The sequence below is a fragment of the Cupriavidus sp. NPDC089707 genome (assembly GCF_044748965.1).
Lineage (GTDB): Bacteria > Pseudomonadota > Gammaproteobacteria > Burkholderiales > Burkholderiaceae > Cupriavidus.
Genome location: NZ_JBIVHB010000002.1, coordinates 454,023 through 469,393 on the forward strand (window position 1 = coordinate 454,023; position 15,371 = coordinate 469,393).

The following is a 15,371-nucleotide window of genomic DNA, read 5'->3' on the forward strand; positions in this document are numbered from 1 at the left end:
CGGCGCAGGCCGGCGCAAGAAAAAAACCCCGCAACCGGGACACGGCAGCGGGGTCTCTCCAAGGCACGCCGCCCGCTACAGCGGGAGTCCGTGCTTACATATTTTCGATCATCACCTGACCGAAGCCCGAGCACGAGACCTGGGTCGCGCCTTCCAGCAGGCGAGCGAAATCGTACGTGACCTTTTTGGACAGGATCGACTTTTCCATCGACGCGATGATCAGGTCTGCGGCCTCGGTCCAGCCCATGTGGCGCAGCATCATTTCCGCCGACAGGATTTCCGAGCCCGGGTTGACGTAGTCCTTGCCGGCGTACTTGGGCGCGGTGCCGTGGGTGGCCTCGAACATGGCGACGGAGTCGGACATGTTGGCGCCCGGGGCAATGCCGATGCCGCCGACCTGCGCGGCCAGGGCGTCCGAAACGTAGTCGCCGTTCAGGTTAAGCGTGGCGATCACCGAGTATTCGGCCGGACGCAGCAGGATCTGCTGCAAGAAGGCGTCGGCAATCGCGTCCTTGATGACGATGTCCTTGCCGGTCTTCGGGTTCTTGAACTTGCACCACGGGCCGCCGTCGACCAGCTCGGCGCCGAATTCCTTCTGCGCCAGCTCGTAGCCCCAGTCACGGAAGCCACCCTCGGTGAACTTCATGATGTTGCCCTTGTGCACCAGCGTCACCGACGGCTTGTCGTTGTCGATGGCGTATTGGATCGCCTTGCGTACCAGGCGCTCGGTGCCCTCGCGCGAGACCGGCTTGACGCCGATGCCCGACGTGGCCGGGAAGCGGATTTTCTTCACGCCCATCTCGTCCTGCAGGAACTTGATGAGTTTTTTCGCCTGCTCGCTTTCCGCTGCCCATTCGATGCCGGCATAGATGTCTTCCGAGTTCTCGCGGAAGATCACCATGTCGGTCTTTTCCGGCTCGCGCACCGGCGAAGGCACGCCCTTGAAGTAACGCACCGGTCGCAGGCAGACGTACAGGTCCAACTGCTGGCGCAGCGCCACGTTCAGCGAGCGGATACCGCCGCCCACCGGCGTGGTCAGCGGGCCCTTGATCGAGACCACGTATTCCTTGAGCACATCCAGGGTTTCGTCCGGCAGCCACACGTCCGGGCCGTAGACGTTGGTCGACTTCTCGCCGGCGTAGATCTCCATCCAGGCGATCTTGCGCTTGCCGCCGTAAGCCTTGGCCACGGCCGCGTCAACCACCTTGATCATCACCGGCGTGATATCGACGCCCGTACCGTCGCCCTCGATATAGGGAATGATGGGGTTGTCCGGGACATTCAGCGAAAAATCCTGGTTGACCGTGATCTTTTCGCCGGCCGGAACCTTGATGTGTTGATACATGACGTCTCCAGTACGGAACGGTTTAGACGGCCGCCGGTGCTTGGCCGACGGCGAAATTCGGGAGATGGCGCTGGCATTGTAGCGGGCATCGCCGCCCGCCCAGTACTGCATTGCACCACCCCGGACTACATTCAGGCAAGTCTTGGTCTTATATAAGACACAAGACTGATTTCGTATTATGCAGCAATCTTTCACCATCCGCCAACCGCGGCGCACGGCTGCGGCATACTTGCGCCCCATGACCCTGATTGCCCTGAACAAGCCGTACGGCACCATGAGCCAGTTCTCGGAACACCCCACGCGCCCCACGCTGGCCGCTTGCGTGGACGTGCCGGGCGTGTACCCGGCCGGCCGTCTCGATGCGGACAGTGAAGGCTTGTTGCTGCTGACCGACGACGGTGCACTCCAGGCGCGCATTGCCGATCCGCGCCACAAGCTGGAAAAGACTTACCTCGCCCAAGTCGAGGGCATTCCCGATGCAGGCGCGCTGGCGCGGCTGCGCGCCGGTGTCGACCTTGGCGACTTCGTCACGCAGCCAGCAAGGGCGCGTGCGATCGATGAGCCCGAGTGGCTCTGGCCGCGCCATCCGCCGGTACGTTATCGCGCCGCGATCCCGACCTCGTGGCTCGAACTGAAGATTCGCGAGGGCAAGAACCGGCAGGTGCGGCGCATGACCGCGGCCGTCGGCTTCCCCACGCTGCGGCTGGTCCGCGTGGCCATCGGGCCGCTCGACCTGCGCTCGCTCGGTCTCGCACCTGGTGAATCGTGCGAGGTCGAGCCCGGTGGACTGGGCTTGCCGGTGGCACGCGCGCCGGCCACCCATGTCTCAAAGACCAGACAGGCGAACGACGTCAAGCGGCGTTCTCGTTACAAAGGCTAACAAATGGCGCGTCAACGCGCCATCCAAGCGCCTCGTTCTTGTCGGTGACACGTCCAATCACGCGTCACAACTTCCGACTGTTCTTATCCTTCGAGGTAATCGCCATGAAAAAACTGATCGCTGCTCTGGTTGTCGGCCTGTTTGCCACCGGCGCCTTCGCCCAGGCTGCGGCACCTGCCGACGCTGCAGCGCCCGCGGCCATCAAGGAAGCCCCGAAGGCCGCAAAGAAGAAGACCAGCCACAAGAAGCACAGCAAGAAGGCGGCCTCCGCTTCGGCCCCGGCTGCGCAGTAAGCCGCCGCTGTCGCTCCATGCCGGCCCTGAGTCGGCGCAAGAAAAGGCAGGCAGCCACCAGGCGCCTGCCTTTGTCGTTTTGGCCGCCGCCATCCATCGGCGCGGCGCGTGCGCTATGCTTGCGGCTGCCGTCCGCGCCCCTTCCAGACTGAACATCATGTCCTTCCTGCCCAAGACGCCGTTGTCACGCTGCATCCATACCGCCGCTGTGGTGGCCGCGCTGGCCGCCGGCCAGGCCCAGGCCCAGGCCGCGCTGCCGGTAGTGCCGCTGACCGCAGGCATGTACGCGATCCAGGCCGAGGTCGCCGCCACGCCGGCGGCGCGCGAACAGGGACTGATGTACCGCAAGAGCATGCCGGTCAACGGCGGCATGCTGTTCGTGTTCGAGCAGAAGGCCGGGCACTGCTTCTGGATGCGCAATACCGAGCTGCCGCTGTCGATTGCCTTCCTGGCCGACGACGGGACCATCGTCAATATCGAGGATATGGCGCCGCGCACCGAGAGCAACCACTGCCCGAAGGCGGCGATCCGCTATGCGCTGGAAATGAACCAGGGCTGGTTCGCGCAGAAGGGCATCCGCGCCGGCACGAAGATCGGCGGGCTGCCGCAGGCGCGCTGAGCGCCGCGCCAGCAAGCGGGGCCGGCATGGACGCCGGCCCGGAGGGAATTCCGCTCAGTCGCGGAAGTTGTTGAAGTCCAGCGGCGCTTCGGAGACGTCCTTGCGCAGCATGGCGATCACGTTCTGCAGGTCGTCGCGCTTGGTGCCCGATACGCGCACCGCGTCGCCCTGGATGCTGGCCTGCACCTTGATCTTGCTGTCCTTGATCATGCGCACGATCTTCTTGGCCAGGTCGCCGGTCACGCCCTTTTTGATGGTGATGACCTGCTTGACCTTGTCGCCGCTGATCTTTTCGGTCTTGCCGTAGTCCAGGAAGCGCACGTCGACATTGCGCTTGGCCATCTTGTTGATCAGCACGTCCTTCACCTGGTCCAGCTTGAAATCGTCGTCGGCAAAGGCGATCAGTTCGTTTTCCTTCTGCTCGACCCGGGCATCCGATCCCTTGAAATCGAAGCGGGTCGAGATTTCCTTGTTGGATTGCTCGACGGCGTTCTTTACCTCGACCATGTTCGCTTCGCACACTACGTCAAACGACGGCATTGCATTCTCCTAGTGATCCATAAGCCCGGAGGCGGCCATTGGCGACGCCTTCCGTATAATTCAGGCCTACCTCGCAGCCAGGGGCCGCAACGCTCACCACCAGCGGCGGCCGCGTCACCTACCCCCTTGCATGGCAGATTTCCACGAATTTTATCCCCTGCGCCGCCACAATACATTCGGATTCGATGCGAGCGCGCGCTTCGCCGTGCATGTGCGCAGTGAAGCCGACCTGACCGAGGCCCTGGCGGACCCGCGCGCCAATGGCCTGCCGCTGGTGGTGCTGGGCGGCGGCAGCAATGTGGTGCTGACGCGCGACCTCGACGCGCTGGTGCTGCTGATGGAGATCCCGGGCTACCAGGTCGAGGATGCCGATGACGCCTGGCTGGTCACCGCCGGCGCGGGCGAGAACTGGAATGCGCTGGTCAACCGCACCATTGCCGACAGCATGCCGGGGCTGGAGAACCTGGCGCTGATCCCCGGCACCGCCGGCGCCGCGCCGATCCAGAACATCGGCGCCTATGGGGTCGAACTGCGTGACCGCTTCGAAGGCGTGCGCGCCTATGACCGCCATGCCGGCGTGTTCGTCTGGCTGGACCTGCGCGCATGCGGCTTCGGATATCGCGACAGCCTGTTCAAGCAGGCCGGCGCCGGCCGCTACATCATTACCTCGGTGACGCTACGCTTGCCCAAGGCCTGGCAGCCGGTCCTGTCCTACGGCGAACTGGCGCGCGAGCTGGCCGGCAATCCAGCCCCGGATGCCGCCACGGTTCGCGACGCGGTGGTGGCAATCCGCACGCGCAAGCTGCCCGATCCTGCGCAGATCGGCAACGCCGGCAGCTTCTTCAAGAACCCGCTGGTCAGCGCCGCGCAGCGCGATACGCTGCTGCAGGCCAATCCCGACCTGGTCAGCTATCCCCAGCCCGACGGCAGCTACAAGCTGGCCGCAGGCTGGCTGATCGACCGCTGCGGTTTCAAGGGCGTCAGCGATGGCCCGGTGGGTGTCTATGGCAAGCAGGCGCTGGTGCTGGTACACCACGGCGGCGGCACCGGCGCGATGCTGCTGGCGCTGGCCAACCGCATCGCGGATACCGTCGAAGCGCGCTTCGGCGTGCGGATCGAGCCCGAGCCGGTGGTGCTGTAGCGCCTGCCGGTCCGGCGATCAGCCGAAGTGGCAGACGTAGTCCAGCGTCTCCAGCACTTCGATATCGAAGCTGCTGTTGCCCGGCACGTTGAACTGCTGGCCAGCGCCGTAGGTCTGCCAGTCTTCCGCGCCGGCCAGGCGCACGCGGCAGCTGCCGCCGTTGATTTCCATGATTTCCGGCGCGCCGGTGTTGAACGTCAGCGAAGCCGGGAAGATCACGCCCAGCGTCTTGCGGGTGCCGTCCGGGAACAGCACGGTGTGGCTCACGCACTTGCCGTCGAAATACAGGTTGGCCTTCTTGACGACCGATACGTTGTCGAACTGGCTCACTTCCATCTCCTAGGTTTGTCTTGCGAAAGACGTAAAAAGAGGGGCCATCGCGGCCCCTCCCCTGTTCACTCCGCGCGCGCTCAGTAGCGGCCGCAGAGCAGGTATTCCATCAGCGCCTTCTGCACGTGCAGGCGGTTTTCCGCTTCGTCCCAGACCACGCTCTTGGGGCCGTCGATCACGGCGGCCTCGACTTCCTCGCCGCGGTGCGCCGGCAGGCAGTGCATGAACAGCGCGTCAGGCTCGGCGCGGTCCATCATCGCGGTGGTGACCATCCAGTCCTTGAAGGCGCGCTTGCGGGCTTCGTTCTCGGCCTCGAAGCCCATGCTGGTCCAGACGTCGGTGGTGACCAGGCTCGCGCCCTGGCAGGCGGCGAGGGGGTCTTCGAAGACCTTGACCAGGCTGGCGGCGGACGCCGGCACCATGGCCGGATCGAGCTGGTATCCCGGCGGTGCCGAGAAGTGGAAGGTGAAGCCCAGCCGTTCGGCCGCCTGGATCCAGGTATAGGCCATGTTGTTGGCATCGCCGATCCACGCCACGGTCTTGCCGCGGATGCTGCCGCGCTGCTCGATGTAGGTGAAGATGTCGGCCAGCACCTGGCACGGGTGGTATTCGTTGGTCAGCCCGTTGATCACCGGCACGCGCGAATGCGCGGCAAAGCGGTCGATGATGTCCTGGCCGAAGGTGCGGATCATGATGATGTCGACCATGCGCGAGATCACCTGCGCCGCATCTTCGATCGGCTCGCCGCGGCCCAGCTGCGAGTCGCGGGTATTCAGGAACACCGCATGGCCGCCCAGCTGGTGGATGCCCGCTTCGAACGACAGGCGCGTACGCGTGGAATTCTTCTCGAAGATCATGGCCAGCGTGCGGTCATGCAGCGGGTGCCAGGTCTCGTAGTTCTTGAACTTGGCCTTCAGGATCCGCGCGCGGTCCAGCAGGTACTCGTACTCGTCGGGAGTGAAGTCGCTGAACTGGAGGTAATGCTTGATCGGGGTTGGGCTCATAAAACAAAGAAGGCGGCTCGGTGGGGACGCGCCGTCATGAAGTGTCATGACCTGAGCGCGCCGCGGAGCCGCCTTTCGCGTCGCATACGCAATTTAACTGCAAGGATCATAAGGGATTATTTCTGCTTTGCCCAGCCCGGGACAACCCCCGTGGCAGGCGCCGCGCCGACCGCGTTGACAGGTTCCTGACAGGATTCTGCCCTTATGCGCGAGTCTTATATAAGATATAATACTCGCTGATTCACGCGGGGCCCCGGCATACCCTTGCCGCTGCGCGCCGCCGGCATCAAAAGTGCCCCCGCAGACACCGACGCCCCGCCTTCCCGGCCGGAAAAAGCGCGAACCAAACGCGCCCCAGCCGCGTCAAACGGGCGCCCGTTTCCGCGGGTTTAACCGTCGAGTCGTCGCCTCACCCGCAGTGTCCAGCCTCATGAACCCCAACGTTCGCGAATACTTTATCCAAGGCATTACCAAGGAAGGCAAGACCTTCCGCCCGAGCGACTGGGCTGAACGACTGTGTGGCGTGATGGCGCAGTTCCGCCCCGAAGGCGACAGCGGCGACCCCCGCCTGACCTACTCCCCTTATGTGCGGCCGATCTTCGCCGGCAACGTCAAATGCGTGGTGGTGGATGTGCGGCTGCGCGACATCGAACCGAAGGCGCTGGATTTCGTGCTGAACTTTGCGCGCGACAACAACCTGCAGTTGGTCGAGGCCTGCTCCCTCGAATAACAGCAGGCAAGGCGCAGCAAGACCGGCGCCGAAATGCAAAAAAGCTCGTCGGATGACGAGCTTTTTTATTTGGCGGAGACCGAAGCCTCCACCGCTGCAGGACCGCCGCAGCGGTCCGGGCAACTATCAGACAGCCATGGCCTTGATAGCAGCCGACAGGCGCGACTTGTGACGTGCAGCCTTGTTCTTGTGCACGATCTTCTTGTCGGCGATGCTGTCGATCACAGCTTGCGAGTTCTTGAACACTTCAGCGGCAGCAGCCTTGTCGCCGGCATCGATGGCCTTGCGGACGGCCTTGACGGCAGTGCGCAGACGCGAGCGCAGGCTGGAGTTGTGAGCGTTCTGGGCAACGGCCTGGCGGGCGCGCTTGCGGGCTTGTGCGGAATTTGCCATGTCGAAAAATATCCTGAATTCAGATGCGTGCCGCGGGGGACACAACAATTAAGTCATATCGAGCGACCCGGGATGCACTGACACACGAATCCGGAACGCAACTGTCCTTGTGAATCGGCAATTATACACAGATGCTGACTCGCGGCGCAAGACTGCTGGGACTTTGCCGACGCGTGCGGGGGCCCGTGGCAGGCGATCCGTATAATATGCGCCACATCGCGCCGGTGCGCGTGGCGAGCCGGCAACTTTACCGCCGTGCCCACGTCTGAAAGGCGTCCTGGGCGCCACGCCTTGCGCGAGCCGCCCGGCGGCATGCGCCCACACCGATCCACCGTCCCGCTCCGATCCACACCTTGAACCTGCTCAAAGCGCTCGCCACCATCAGCAGCCTGACGATGCTGTCGCGCATCACCGGCCTTGTGCGCGAGATCCTGATCGCCCGCGCTTTCGGCGCGTCGGAGATGACCGATGCGTTCAACGTCGCCTTCCGCATCCCGAACCTGCTGCGCCGCATTTTCGGCGAGGGCGCGTTCTCGCAAGCGTTTGTGCCGATTCTTGGTGAATACCACAGCAAGCGTGGCGAGGAACAGACCAAGGCGCTGATCGACGCCGTCGCCACCGTGATGACCTGGGTGCTGATGGGCGTGTCGCTGCTGGGCGTGATCGGCGCGCCGCTGGTGATGACGGCGGTGGCGACCGGCTTCCGCGGGCAGAGCGAGACTTATACAGCCGCGGTCTTCATGACGCGGGTGATGTTCCCGTACATCGGCCTGATCTCGCTGGTGGCGCTGGCCTCGGGCATCCTGAACACCTGGCGCAGGTTTGCCGTGCCGGCATTCACGCCGGTGCTGCTGAACCTGTGCCTGATCGTGGCCGCCCTGTTCGTCGGCCCGCACATGGACCAGCCGATCTACGCGCAGGCGTGGGGCGTGCTGGTCGGCGGCGTGCTGCAGCTGGCGATCCAGGTGCCGGCGCTGCGCCGCCTGGGGATGATGCCGCGCCTGGGCTTCAATGTGCGCGCCGCCTGGTCCGATCCCGGCGTGCGGCGCATCCTGCGCCAGATGGGGCCGGCGCTGCTGGCGGTGTCGGTGGCGCAAATCAGCCTGATCATCAATACCAACATCGCCTCGCATCTTGCCGCGGGCAGTGTCTCGTACCTGACCTATGCCGATCGGCTGATGGAATTCCCGACCGCGCTGCTGGGCGTGGCGCTCGGCACGATCCTGCTGCCGAGCTTGTCGAAAGCGAGCGTCAAGGAAGACCATGCCGAATACTCCGGCCTCCTCGACTGGGGCCTGCGGCTGACCTTCCTGCTGGCGGTGCCCTGCGCGGTGGGGCTGTTCGTGTTTGGTGCGCCGCTGACCGCGGTGCTGTTCCACTACGGCAAGTTCGACGCCCACGCCGTCGAGATGACGCGCCAGGCGCTGGTGTCCTACGGCACCGGCCTGCTGGGGCTGATCGCCATCAAGATCCTGGCGCCGGGCTTCTATGCGCGACAGGACATCCGCACGCCGGTCAAGATCGCGCTGCTGGTGCTGGTGATCACGCAGGCATGCAACGTCGTGTTCGTGCCGTGGCTGGGGCATGCCGGGCTGGCGCTGTCGATCAGCGCGGGCGCCACCATCAATGCGCTGCTCCTGTTCTTCGGCCTGCGCCGGCGCGGCCTGTACAAGCCGGCGCCGGGCTGGTGGCTGTTCCTGGCGCAGCTGGGCACCTCGGTGCTGCTGTTGTCGGGCATGCTGCTCTGGTTCACCCGCAATTTCGACTGGATCGGCCTGGGCGCCACGCCGCTGCTGCGCATCGCGCTGCTGGCGTCGTGCCTGGTACTTGCAGCGGTGGTCTACTTCGGTACACTGTGGCTCATGGGACTGCGCTATTCCGCCTTCAAGCGGCGCGCCGCCTAGGCGTGGTGACCCACGCTGCGCGCGGCGCCCCTCGCCGCACCGGGAATCCGATATGACATCCACCAAAGTCCTGGATTACTTCGCCAGCCTCGTGGCAGACGAAAACGGCATCCCGCTGACCGAGACCGCACTGTCCATCGCGCAGGATGCCTTTCCGGACCTGGACCTGCAGGCCGAGCTGGCCGCACTCGACGTGCTGGCGCTGCGCCTGAAGCGGCGGATCGCCGAAGGCACGCCGGCAATCCAGCGACTGCGCCTGCTGAATCATTTCTTCTATCGCGACCTCGGCTTTGGCCCGAACGCCAACGACTACTACGATCCGGACAACTCGTACCTGAACGTGGTGGTGCGGCAGCGCCGCGGCATCCCGATCTCGCTGGCGGTGCTGTTCATGGAGCTGGGCCAGCAGATCGGCCTGCCGCTAAAGGGCGTGTCGTTCCCCAATCATTTCCTGCTGCGCATGACCATCCCGGCGGGCGAGGTGATCCTGGACCCGCTGACCGGCGAAACCCTGTCGAAGGAGCAGTTGCAGGAAATGCTGGACCCGTACCTGGAGCGCGAAGGCATCACCGATAGCAGCCAGGTGCCGCTGGGCCTGTTCCTGCGCGCGGCCAGCCATCGCGAGATCATCGCGCGCATGCTGCGCAACCTGAAGGCGATCTACCTGCAGGAGTCGCGCTGGCAGCGGCTGTTGGCGGTGCAGAACCGGCTGGTGATCCTGCTGCCGGGTTCGATCGAGGAGGTGCGCGACCGCGGGCTGGCGTATGCCAACCTGGAGTGCTTCCGGCCGGCGCTGGCCGACCTGGAAGCGTATGTGCAGGCGCGCCCCGATGCTGCCGATATCGGCCAGATCCGCGAGCGCATGCCGGCATTGCGCATGATGAGCCGCAGCCTCAGCTGACGAGGCTGCGCCAATGCAGCCGGTTCAGCGCTCCACGCGCGTGGGCCGGCGGCGATTGCCGCGCACCAGCTTCCACAGCCCGCCCAGCACCAGCGGCACCACCGCCGCGCCGATCCCCGCCAGCACGATCAGGTTCAGGTACTGCTTGATGAACGGCAGATTGCCGAAGAAGTAGCCGGCAAAGACCAGTCCGACCACCCAGGCGACCGCGCCGAGCACGTTGAACAACTGGAAGCGCGCGAAGGTCATCTGCGACACGCCGGCGACGAATGGCGCGAAGGTGCGCACGATCGGCACGAAGCGCGCCATCACCAGCGTCTTGCCGCCATGCCGCTCATAGAAATCATGGGTGCGGCGCAGCGCATCCTGATCCAGGAAGCGCCACTTGTGGTCGAATACCTTGGGCCCGATCCAGCTGCCCACCCAGTAGTTGACGGTATTGCCGGTGATGGCGGCCACCAGCAGCAGGCCCACCAGCGCCCATTCGTTCATGGCGCCGGTGGCGCAGAAGGCGCCGGCGATAAACAGCAGCGAGTCGCCCGGCAGGAACGGCAGGACCACCAGCCCGGTTTCGGCGAACACGATCAGGAACAGGATCGCGTAGACCCAGTGGCCATACTGTTCGATGACTGTGCCGAGGTATTTGTCGACATGGACCAGCATGTCGATGAGCTGCAAAGCGAATTCCAAGTCGTTCCCCGTTATGGTTTGGTTGACTGCACAGAAGCCCACGCGGCGCATGCCGCCTTGGCCTGAATCATACAAGAGCCGGCGCGCGCCTCCGCCACTTGTGGTGGGCCGGTGGTGCCGACTCTGCGTGGACGGCCACGTATAATCGCCGGATGCCCGATTCCGCCAGCCAAAGCCCTCTTCGCACCACCCAGCTGCCGCGTCCGATCCGTCCGCTGCCGGACCAGCTCATCAGCCAGATCGCTGCCGGCGAAGTGGTGGAGCGCCCGGCTTCGGTGGTCAAGGAGCTGCTGGAAAACGCGCTGGACGCCGGTGCCACGCAGTTGGGCATCCGGCTGGAAGAAGGCGGCGTGCGGCGAATCGTCATCACGGACAACGGCTGCGGCATTCCTGCCGCCGAGTTGCCGGTGGCATTGATGCGTCACGCGACCAGCAAGATTGCGTCGCTCGACGAACTGGAATCGGTACTGACGCTGGGCTTCCGTGGCGAGGCGCTGGCCTCGATCGCTTCAGTCTCCCAGCTTGCGCTGACCAGCCGCACCGCGACCGATGCCCATGCCACGCAGGTCAGTGCCGATACCGGCACCGTGCAGCCGGCGTCTGGCGGGGTCGGCACCACGGTCGACGTGCAGCATCTCTACTTCAACACGCCAGCGCGCCGAAAGTTCCTGAAATCGGAGCAAACCGAACTCGGGCATTGCCTGGAGATGGTGCGCCGGGCAGCGCTGGCGCGGCCCGACGTAGCCATCTCGGTCCACCACAACGGCAAGCCGCTGGAGCACTGGAACGCCGGCGACGTCGCCAATCGCACCGCGCAGGTGCTTGGCGGCGACTTCGCCCGGGCGCGGCTGCCGCTGGACGAGCAGGCCGACGCGCTGCACGTGTACGGCTTTGCCGGCCTGCCCACTGCGTCGCGCGGGCGGCCCGACCAGCAGTACTTCTTTGTCAACGGCCGCTTCGTGCGCGACAAACTGCTCAACCACGCGGTGCGCAGCGCCTATCAGGACGTGCTGCACGGCGACCGCTTCCCGTCGTACGTGCTGTGCCTGGACCTGCCGCCGGAGATGGTCGACGTCAACGTGCACCCGTCCAAGATCGAAGTGCGCTTCCGCGAATCGCGTGCGGTGCACCAGTTCATCTATCACGCGGTGCAGCGCAGCCTGGCACGCCAGGCCGGCGAAAATGGCGACAGCCTGCATACCGATGACGACGGCGAGATCCGGCTGCCAGCCGCGGCGCCCTCGGGCTCGCGGCCGTCGTTCGGCGGTGGTGGTGGAGGTAGTGGCAGCCAGTGGGTCAACTACTCCGCCGCGCGGCAGACCGAACTCGGCATTGCGCAGCCGCGCCAGGCCTACCTCGGCATGGTGCGCGACGCCACCGCGCCGACGCCGCGTCCGTACGGCATTTCCGGCGTTCCCGGTGTTTCGGCACAGCCGCCCGCCTGGCTGGCCGCTGCGCAAGCCGCGCGCGCCGACGAGCCGCCAGGCCTGCTTGACCGACTTCCGCCGGCCTCTGCTGACGCCACGGATGCCACCGACGACCACCCTCTCGGCTACGCCATCGCCCAATTGCACGGCATCTATGTGCTGGCGCAGAATGCGCGCGGACTGGTGCTGGTGGACATGCACGCCGCGCACGAACGCATCCTTTACGAGCAGATCAAGGCCGGCCTGGATGCGCGCGACCTGGCCGTGCAGCCGCTGCTGATCCCGGTCACGCTGCCCGCCAGCCCGGTCGAGATCGGCGCGGCAGAGGAGCACCAGGAAACGCTGGCGCTGCTCGGCTTCGACATCGCGCCGGTATCGCCGACCACGCTGGCAGTGCGCGCGGTGCCAGCGCTGCTGCAACAGGCCGACGCCGAAGCGCTGGCGCGCGACGTGCTGCGCGACCTGCACGCCTACGGCGGCTCGCGCGTGCTGGCCGAGCGCCGCAACGAGCTGCTGGCCACGCTGGCCTGCCACAGCGCGGTGCGCGCCAACCGCAAGCTCACCGTCGAGGAAATGAACGCGCTGCTGCGCCAGATGGAGCAGACCGAGCGCGCCGACCAGTGCAACCACGGCCGCCCGACCTGGGTGCAGTTGACCGTGACCGAACTGGACCGCCTGTTCCTGCGCGGCCAGTAGACGCCTTGCCCGCCAGTAGACGCCTTGCCCCTCACCGATTTGCCGATGATGTCCGCCGTACCTGACGATTCCGCCATGCATGCGCCCGTGGTCTGCCTGCTCGGGCCCACCGCCTCGGGCAAGACCGCCGCCGCGCTGGCGCTGGCGGCCGATGCGCCGGTGGAGATCATCAGCCTGGATTCCGCGCTGGTGTACCGCGAGATGGACATCGGCACGGCCAAACCCACGGCCGAAGAACTGGCCGCGGCGCCGCACCACCTGATCGACATCATCGACCCGGTCGAGAGCTATTCCGCCGCACAGTTCGTCACCGATGCCGAGCGCCTGATCGGCGAGATCCGCGCGCGCGGCAACGTGCCGCTGATCGTCGGCGGCACCATGCTCTATTACAAGGCGCTGACGCAGGGGCTGAACGACCTGCCGCAAGCCAACCCCGCTGTGCGTGCCGAGCTGGACCAGCTCGCCGCAGAGCGCGGCTGGCCGGCGCTGCATGCGATGCTGGCGCAAGTCGATCCCGTCACTGCGGCGCGCCTGGCGCCCAATGATGCGCAGCGCATCCAGCGCGCGCTGGAAATCCACCGCCTTTCCGGCCAGCCGATGTCGGCGCTGCTGGCCCGCCAGGCCGAGGGCCGCACCTTTGCCGGTGCCGCCGACCAGCGCTACCGCGTGATTGCGCTCGAACCCTCGGACCGGCTGGCGCTGCATGCGCGCATCGCGCAGCGCTACGACGCCATGCTGGCCAACGGCTTTATCGACGAAGTCCGCCGCCTGCGTACACGCGAAGACCTGCATCCGGGGCTGCCTTCGATCCGCTGCGTCGGCTACCGGCAGGTGTGGGAATACCTGGACGGCGAGTGCGATTTCGACACCATGCGCGAGCGCGGCATCGCCGCCACGCGCCAGCTGTGCAAGCGCCAGCTGACCTGGCTGCGCAGCACGCCGGAGCGGCTGGTGGTGGACTGCCTGGCGCCGGGCTATGTCGACCAGGTGCGCAAGCTGGCGGACTTCGGCCGCTGACGGCAATGTGATGCGCAGGCGATAATCGCGGTTTCTGTTCTTTCCTATCGACGGCCATGTCCAAACCCGCGTTCACCCTGCGCCCCGCCACCGCTGCCGACAGCGAAACCCTGTTCAACCTGATCCTGGCGCTGGCCGAATACGAGAAGCTGACGCATATCGTCGAAGCCACGCCGCAAAAGATCCAGGAAGCGCTGTTCGGCGCCACACCGCACGCCGAGGCGGTGCTGGTGGAAGTCGAAACTGAGGTCGAAACTGAAGTCGAGGCCGGCGGCGCGCGCAAGGCGGTCGGCTTCGCCCTGTTCTTCCACAACTTCTCCACCTTCCTCGCCAAGCCCGGACTGTACCTGGAAGACCTGTACGTTGACCCGGCCTGGCGTGGCCATGGCCTGGGCAAGGCCTTGCTGCAGCACCTGGCAGCGCTGGCGGTGGAGCGCGGTTGCGGCCGTTTCGAATGGTCGGTGCTGGACTGGAACCAGCCGTCGATCGACTTCTACCAGGCCATGGGCGCCGACGTGCTGCCCGACTGGCGCATTTGCCGCGTGACCGGCGACGCGCTCGCCAAGCTGGGCCAAGCGAAGTAATTCGTCGGCGCGGCAACCAGTCCACCACCGGTGTTATACACTTGATGACAGGCCGCCATACAATGATGGCGCCGAATGTCTTTTTTTGGCCCACCCGCGCCGACCCGCCATGCCACGAACCAAAGCCGACCATCCCGCCGCGCCCGCCCTGGGCAACGCCAACGAACACGATGCGGACAACGCACGCGGCGCGTCGGTGGAGGAAATCGCCGACCGCATCCTGACCGCGATCTGGGAACACCGGCTGCCGCCCGGCACCAAGCTGGTCGAAGAAAAACTGGGCGGCGTGTTCGGCGTCAGCCGCACCAAGGTGCGGCTGGCCTTCGGCAAGCTGGCGCACGAGGGCGTGCTGACGGTACACCCTAACCGCGGCACCTTCGTATCGAGCCCGAGCGTCGCCGAAGCGCGGCAGGTGCTGCATTCGCGCCGCCTGCTCGAACCGGCGCTGGTGCGCGACCTTGCCGGCGCGATCGATCCGGCAGGCCTGCAGGCGCTGCGCGCGACCACGCGCGAAGAGGCGCAGGCGCGCGACAGCAACGACCGGCGCGCGATCATCCGGCTGTCAGGCGAATTCCACTGCAAGCTGGCCGAACTGACGGGCAACCAATACCTGGGCAAGTACATGCGCGAACTGTGTTCGCTGACGTGCCTGATCATCGCGCTGTATGACGCGCCGGGTGTGCCATCGTGCCCGCATCACGAGCATGACGACATCGTCGATGCGCTGGCGGCCGGCGACGGCGAGCGCGTGGCGCGGCTGATGGACGAGCACCTCGAGCACGTCGAGAGCACGCTGCGGCTGGAATTGCCGGCCGAGGAGAAGGTGGACCTGGAAGCGGTGTTCGCCGCGGTGTAAGGCCGGCGTCATTCCCGCGGC

General features: G+C 65.7%; 17 protein-coding genes. 11 read left to right on the forward strand and 6 right to left on the reverse strand.

Annotated features, from left to right (window positions below; translation table 11 throughout):
* Positions 1-94: 94 nt before the first annotated feature.
* On the reverse strand, positions 95-1,345 hold the full coding sequence (icd, locus tag ACIP1U_RS05400) for an NADP-dependent isocitrate dehydrogenase (protein ID WP_400312527.1): 1,251 nt from the start codon (positions 1,343-1,345) through the stop codon (positions 95-97).
* Positions 1,346-1,583: 238 nt separating this feature from the next.
* Between icd and ACIP1U_RS05405 the strand changes: the two genes are divergently transcribed.
* From ACIP1U_RS05405 to ACIP1U_RS05415, 3 genes are all read left to right on the forward strand, one after another.
* Positions 1,584-2,225: a pseudouridine synthase gene (locus ACIP1U_RS05405; RefSeq protein ID WP_400312529.1), complete on the forward strand. Its 642-nt coding sequence runs from the start codon at positions 1,584-1,586 to the stop codon at positions 2,223-2,225.
* Positions 2,226-2,329: 104 nt separating this feature from the next.
* The gene (locus ACIP1U_RS05410) at positions 2,330-2,518 is read left to right on the forward strand and encodes a hypothetical protein (RefSeq protein ID WP_400312530.1); all 189 of its coding nucleotides are present in this window, start codon (positions 2,330-2,332) and stop codon (positions 2,516-2,518) included.
* 157 nt (positions 2,519-2,675) lie between these two features.
* Positions 2,676-3,137, forward strand: a complete 462-nt coding sequence (locus ACIP1U_RS05415; RefSeq protein WP_400312532.1) for a DUF192 domain-containing protein — start codon at positions 2,676-2,678, stop codon at positions 3,135-3,137.
* Between the two features lie 54 nt (positions 3,138-3,191).
* On the opposite strand, the gene ACIP1U_RS05420 is transcribed toward ACIP1U_RS05415, so the two are convergent.
* Entirely contained in the window at positions 3,192-3,677 is a 486-nt protein-coding gene (locus ACIP1U_RS05420; RefSeq protein WP_400312534.1) for a YajQ family cyclic di-GMP-binding protein, read from the reverse strand.
* A 130-nt stretch (positions 3,678-3,807) separates the two neighbouring features.
* On the opposite strand from ACIP1U_RS05420, the gene murB reads away from it, so the two are divergent.
* The gene (murB, locus tag ACIP1U_RS05425) at positions 3,808-4,818 is read left to right on the forward strand and encodes a UDP-N-acetylmuramate dehydrogenase (protein WP_400312535.1); all 1,011 of its coding nucleotides are present in this window, start codon (positions 3,808-3,810) and stop codon (positions 4,816-4,818) included.
* Positions 4,819-4,836: 18 nt separating this feature from the next.
* Here the strand turns inward: murB and ACIP1U_RS05430 are convergent, their stop codons facing one another.
* Complete coding sequence (locus ACIP1U_RS05430; RefSeq protein WP_116318051.1) at positions 4,837-5,148, reverse strand: pyrimidine/purine nucleoside phosphorylase; 312 nt, start codon at positions 5,146-5,148, stop codon at positions 4,837-4,839.
* An 80-nt stretch (positions 5,149-5,228) separates the two neighbouring features.
* Positions 5,229-6,152, reverse strand: coding sequence for an ornithine carbamoyltransferase (gene argF / locus ACIP1U_RS05435; protein WP_400312537.1), 924 nt, complete (start codon positions 6,150-6,152; stop codon positions 5,229-5,231).
* A gap of 430 nt (positions 6,153-6,582) precedes the next feature.
* On the opposite strand from argF, the gene ACIP1U_RS05440 reads away from it, so the two are divergent.
* Positions 6,583-6,882 carry a DUF3579 domain-containing protein gene (locus ACIP1U_RS05440; protein ID WP_012353767.1) on the forward strand — a complete coding sequence of 100 codons (300 nt, stop codon included), beginning with the start codon at positions 6,583-6,585 and terminating at the stop codon, positions 6,880-6,882.
* Between the two features lie 126 nt (positions 6,883-7,008).
* Here the strand turns inward: ACIP1U_RS05440 and rpsT are convergent, their stop codons facing one another.
* The gene (gene rpsT / locus ACIP1U_RS05445) at positions 7,009-7,275 is read right to left on the reverse strand and encodes a 30S ribosomal protein S20 (RefSeq protein ID WP_400312539.1); all 267 of its coding nucleotides are present in this window, start codon (positions 7,273-7,275) and stop codon (positions 7,009-7,011) included.
* Positions 7,276-7,628: 353 nt separating this feature from the next.
* On the opposite strand from rpsT, the gene murJ reads away from it, so the two are divergent.
* Positions 7,629-9,179: a murein biosynthesis integral membrane protein MurJ gene (gene murJ, locus ACIP1U_RS05450; RefSeq protein WP_400312540.1), complete on the forward strand. Its 1,551-nt coding sequence runs from the start codon at positions 7,629-7,631 to the stop codon at positions 9,177-9,179.
* 52 nt (positions 9,180-9,231) lie between these two features.
* Positions 9,232-10,080, forward strand: coding sequence for a SirB1 family protein (locus ACIP1U_RS05455; RefSeq protein WP_400312542.1), 849 nt, complete (start codon positions 9,232-9,234; stop codon positions 10,078-10,080).
* A gap of 24 nt (positions 10,081-10,104) precedes the next feature.
* On the opposite strand, the gene ACIP1U_RS05460 is transcribed toward ACIP1U_RS05455, so the two are convergent.
* Positions 10,105-10,758, reverse strand: coding sequence for a VTT domain-containing protein (locus tag ACIP1U_RS05460; RefSeq protein ID WP_400312543.1), 654 nt, complete (start codon positions 10,756-10,758; stop codon positions 10,105-10,107).
* A gap of 164 nt (positions 10,759-10,922) precedes the next feature.
* Here ACIP1U_RS05460 and mutL point away from each other — a divergent pair, with 164 nt between their 5' ends.
* From mutL to ACIP1U_RS05480, 4 genes are all read left to right on the forward strand, one after another.
* Positions 10,923-12,893 carry a DNA mismatch repair endonuclease MutL gene (gene mutL / locus ACIP1U_RS05465; protein WP_400312545.1) on the forward strand — a complete coding sequence of 657 codons (1,971 nt, stop codon included), beginning with the start codon at positions 10,923-10,925 and terminating at the stop codon, positions 12,891-12,893.
* Positions 12,894-12,941: 48 nt separating this feature from the next.
* A complete protein-coding gene (miaA, locus tag ACIP1U_RS05470) occupies positions 12,942-13,910 on the forward strand; it encodes a tRNA (adenosine(37)-N6)-dimethylallyltransferase MiaA (RefSeq protein WP_400312834.1) in 969 nt (322 codons plus the stop codon).
* Positions 13,911-13,966: 56 nt separating this feature from the next.
* Positions 13,967-14,494 carry a GNAT family N-acetyltransferase gene (locus ACIP1U_RS05475; RefSeq protein WP_400312547.1) on the forward strand — a complete coding sequence of 176 codons (528 nt, stop codon included), beginning with the start codon at positions 13,967-13,969 and terminating at the stop codon, positions 14,492-14,494.
* Between the two features lie 109 nt (positions 14,495-14,603).
* On the forward strand, positions 14,604-15,350 hold the full coding sequence (locus ACIP1U_RS05480; RefSeq protein WP_400312549.1) for a GntR family transcriptional regulator: 747 nt from the start codon (positions 14,604-14,606) through the stop codon (positions 15,348-15,350).
* The last annotated feature ends 21 nt before the right edge of the window (positions 15,351-15,371 follow it).

Bases quoted from the DNA above. Each gene is read 5' to 3' on its own strand.
- icd (WP_400312527.1), bottom strand. From the start codon at position 1,345: ATGTATCAACACATCAAGGTTCCGGCCGGCGAAAAGATCACGGTCAAC.
- ACIP1U_RS05405 (WP_400312529.1), top strand. From the start codon at position 1,584: ATGACCCTGATTGCCCTGAACAAGCCGTACGGCACCATGAGCCAGTTC.
- ACIP1U_RS05410 (WP_400312530.1), top strand. From the start codon at position 2,330: ATGAAAAAACTGATCGCTGCTCTGGTTGTCGGCCTGTTTGCCACCGGC.
- ACIP1U_RS05415 (WP_400312532.1), top strand. From the start codon at position 2,676: ATGTCCTTCCTGCCCAAGACGCCGTTGTCACGCTGCATCCATACCGCC.
- ACIP1U_RS05420 (WP_400312534.1), bottom strand. From the start codon at position 3,677: ATGCCGTCGTTTGACGTAGTGTGCGAAGCGAACATGGTCGAGGTAAAG.
- murB (WP_400312535.1), top strand. From the start codon at position 3,808: ATGGCAGATTTCCACGAATTTTATCCCCTGCGCCGCCACAATACATTC.
- argF (WP_400312537.1), bottom strand. From the start codon at position 6,152: ATGAGCCCAACCCCGATCAAGCATTACCTCCAGTTCAGCGACTTCACT.
- ACIP1U_RS05440 (WP_012353767.1), top strand. From the start codon at position 6,583: ATGAACCCCAACGTTCGCGAATACTTTATCCAAGGCATTACCAAGGAA.
- rpsT (WP_400312539.1), bottom strand. From the start codon at position 7,275: ATGGCAAATTCCGCACAAGCCCGCAAGCGCGCCCGCCAGGCCGTTGCC.
- ACIP1U_RS05455 (WP_400312542.1), top strand. From the start codon at position 9,232: ATGACATCCACCAAAGTCCTGGATTACTTCGCCAGCCTCGTGGCAGAC.
- mutL (WP_400312545.1), top strand. From the start codon at position 10,923: ATGCCCGATTCCGCCAGCCAAAGCCCTCTTCGCACCACCCAGCTGCCG.
- miaA (WP_400312834.1), top strand. From the start codon at position 12,942: ATGTCCGCCGTACCTGACGATTCCGCCATGCATGCGCCCGTGGTCTGC.
- ACIP1U_RS05475 (WP_400312547.1), top strand. From the start codon at position 13,967: ATGTCCAAACCCGCGTTCACCCTGCGCCCCGCCACCGCTGCCGACAGC.
- ACIP1U_RS05480 (WP_400312549.1), top strand. From the start codon at position 14,604: ATGCCACGAACCAAAGCCGACCATCCCGCCGCGCCCGCCCTGGGCAAC.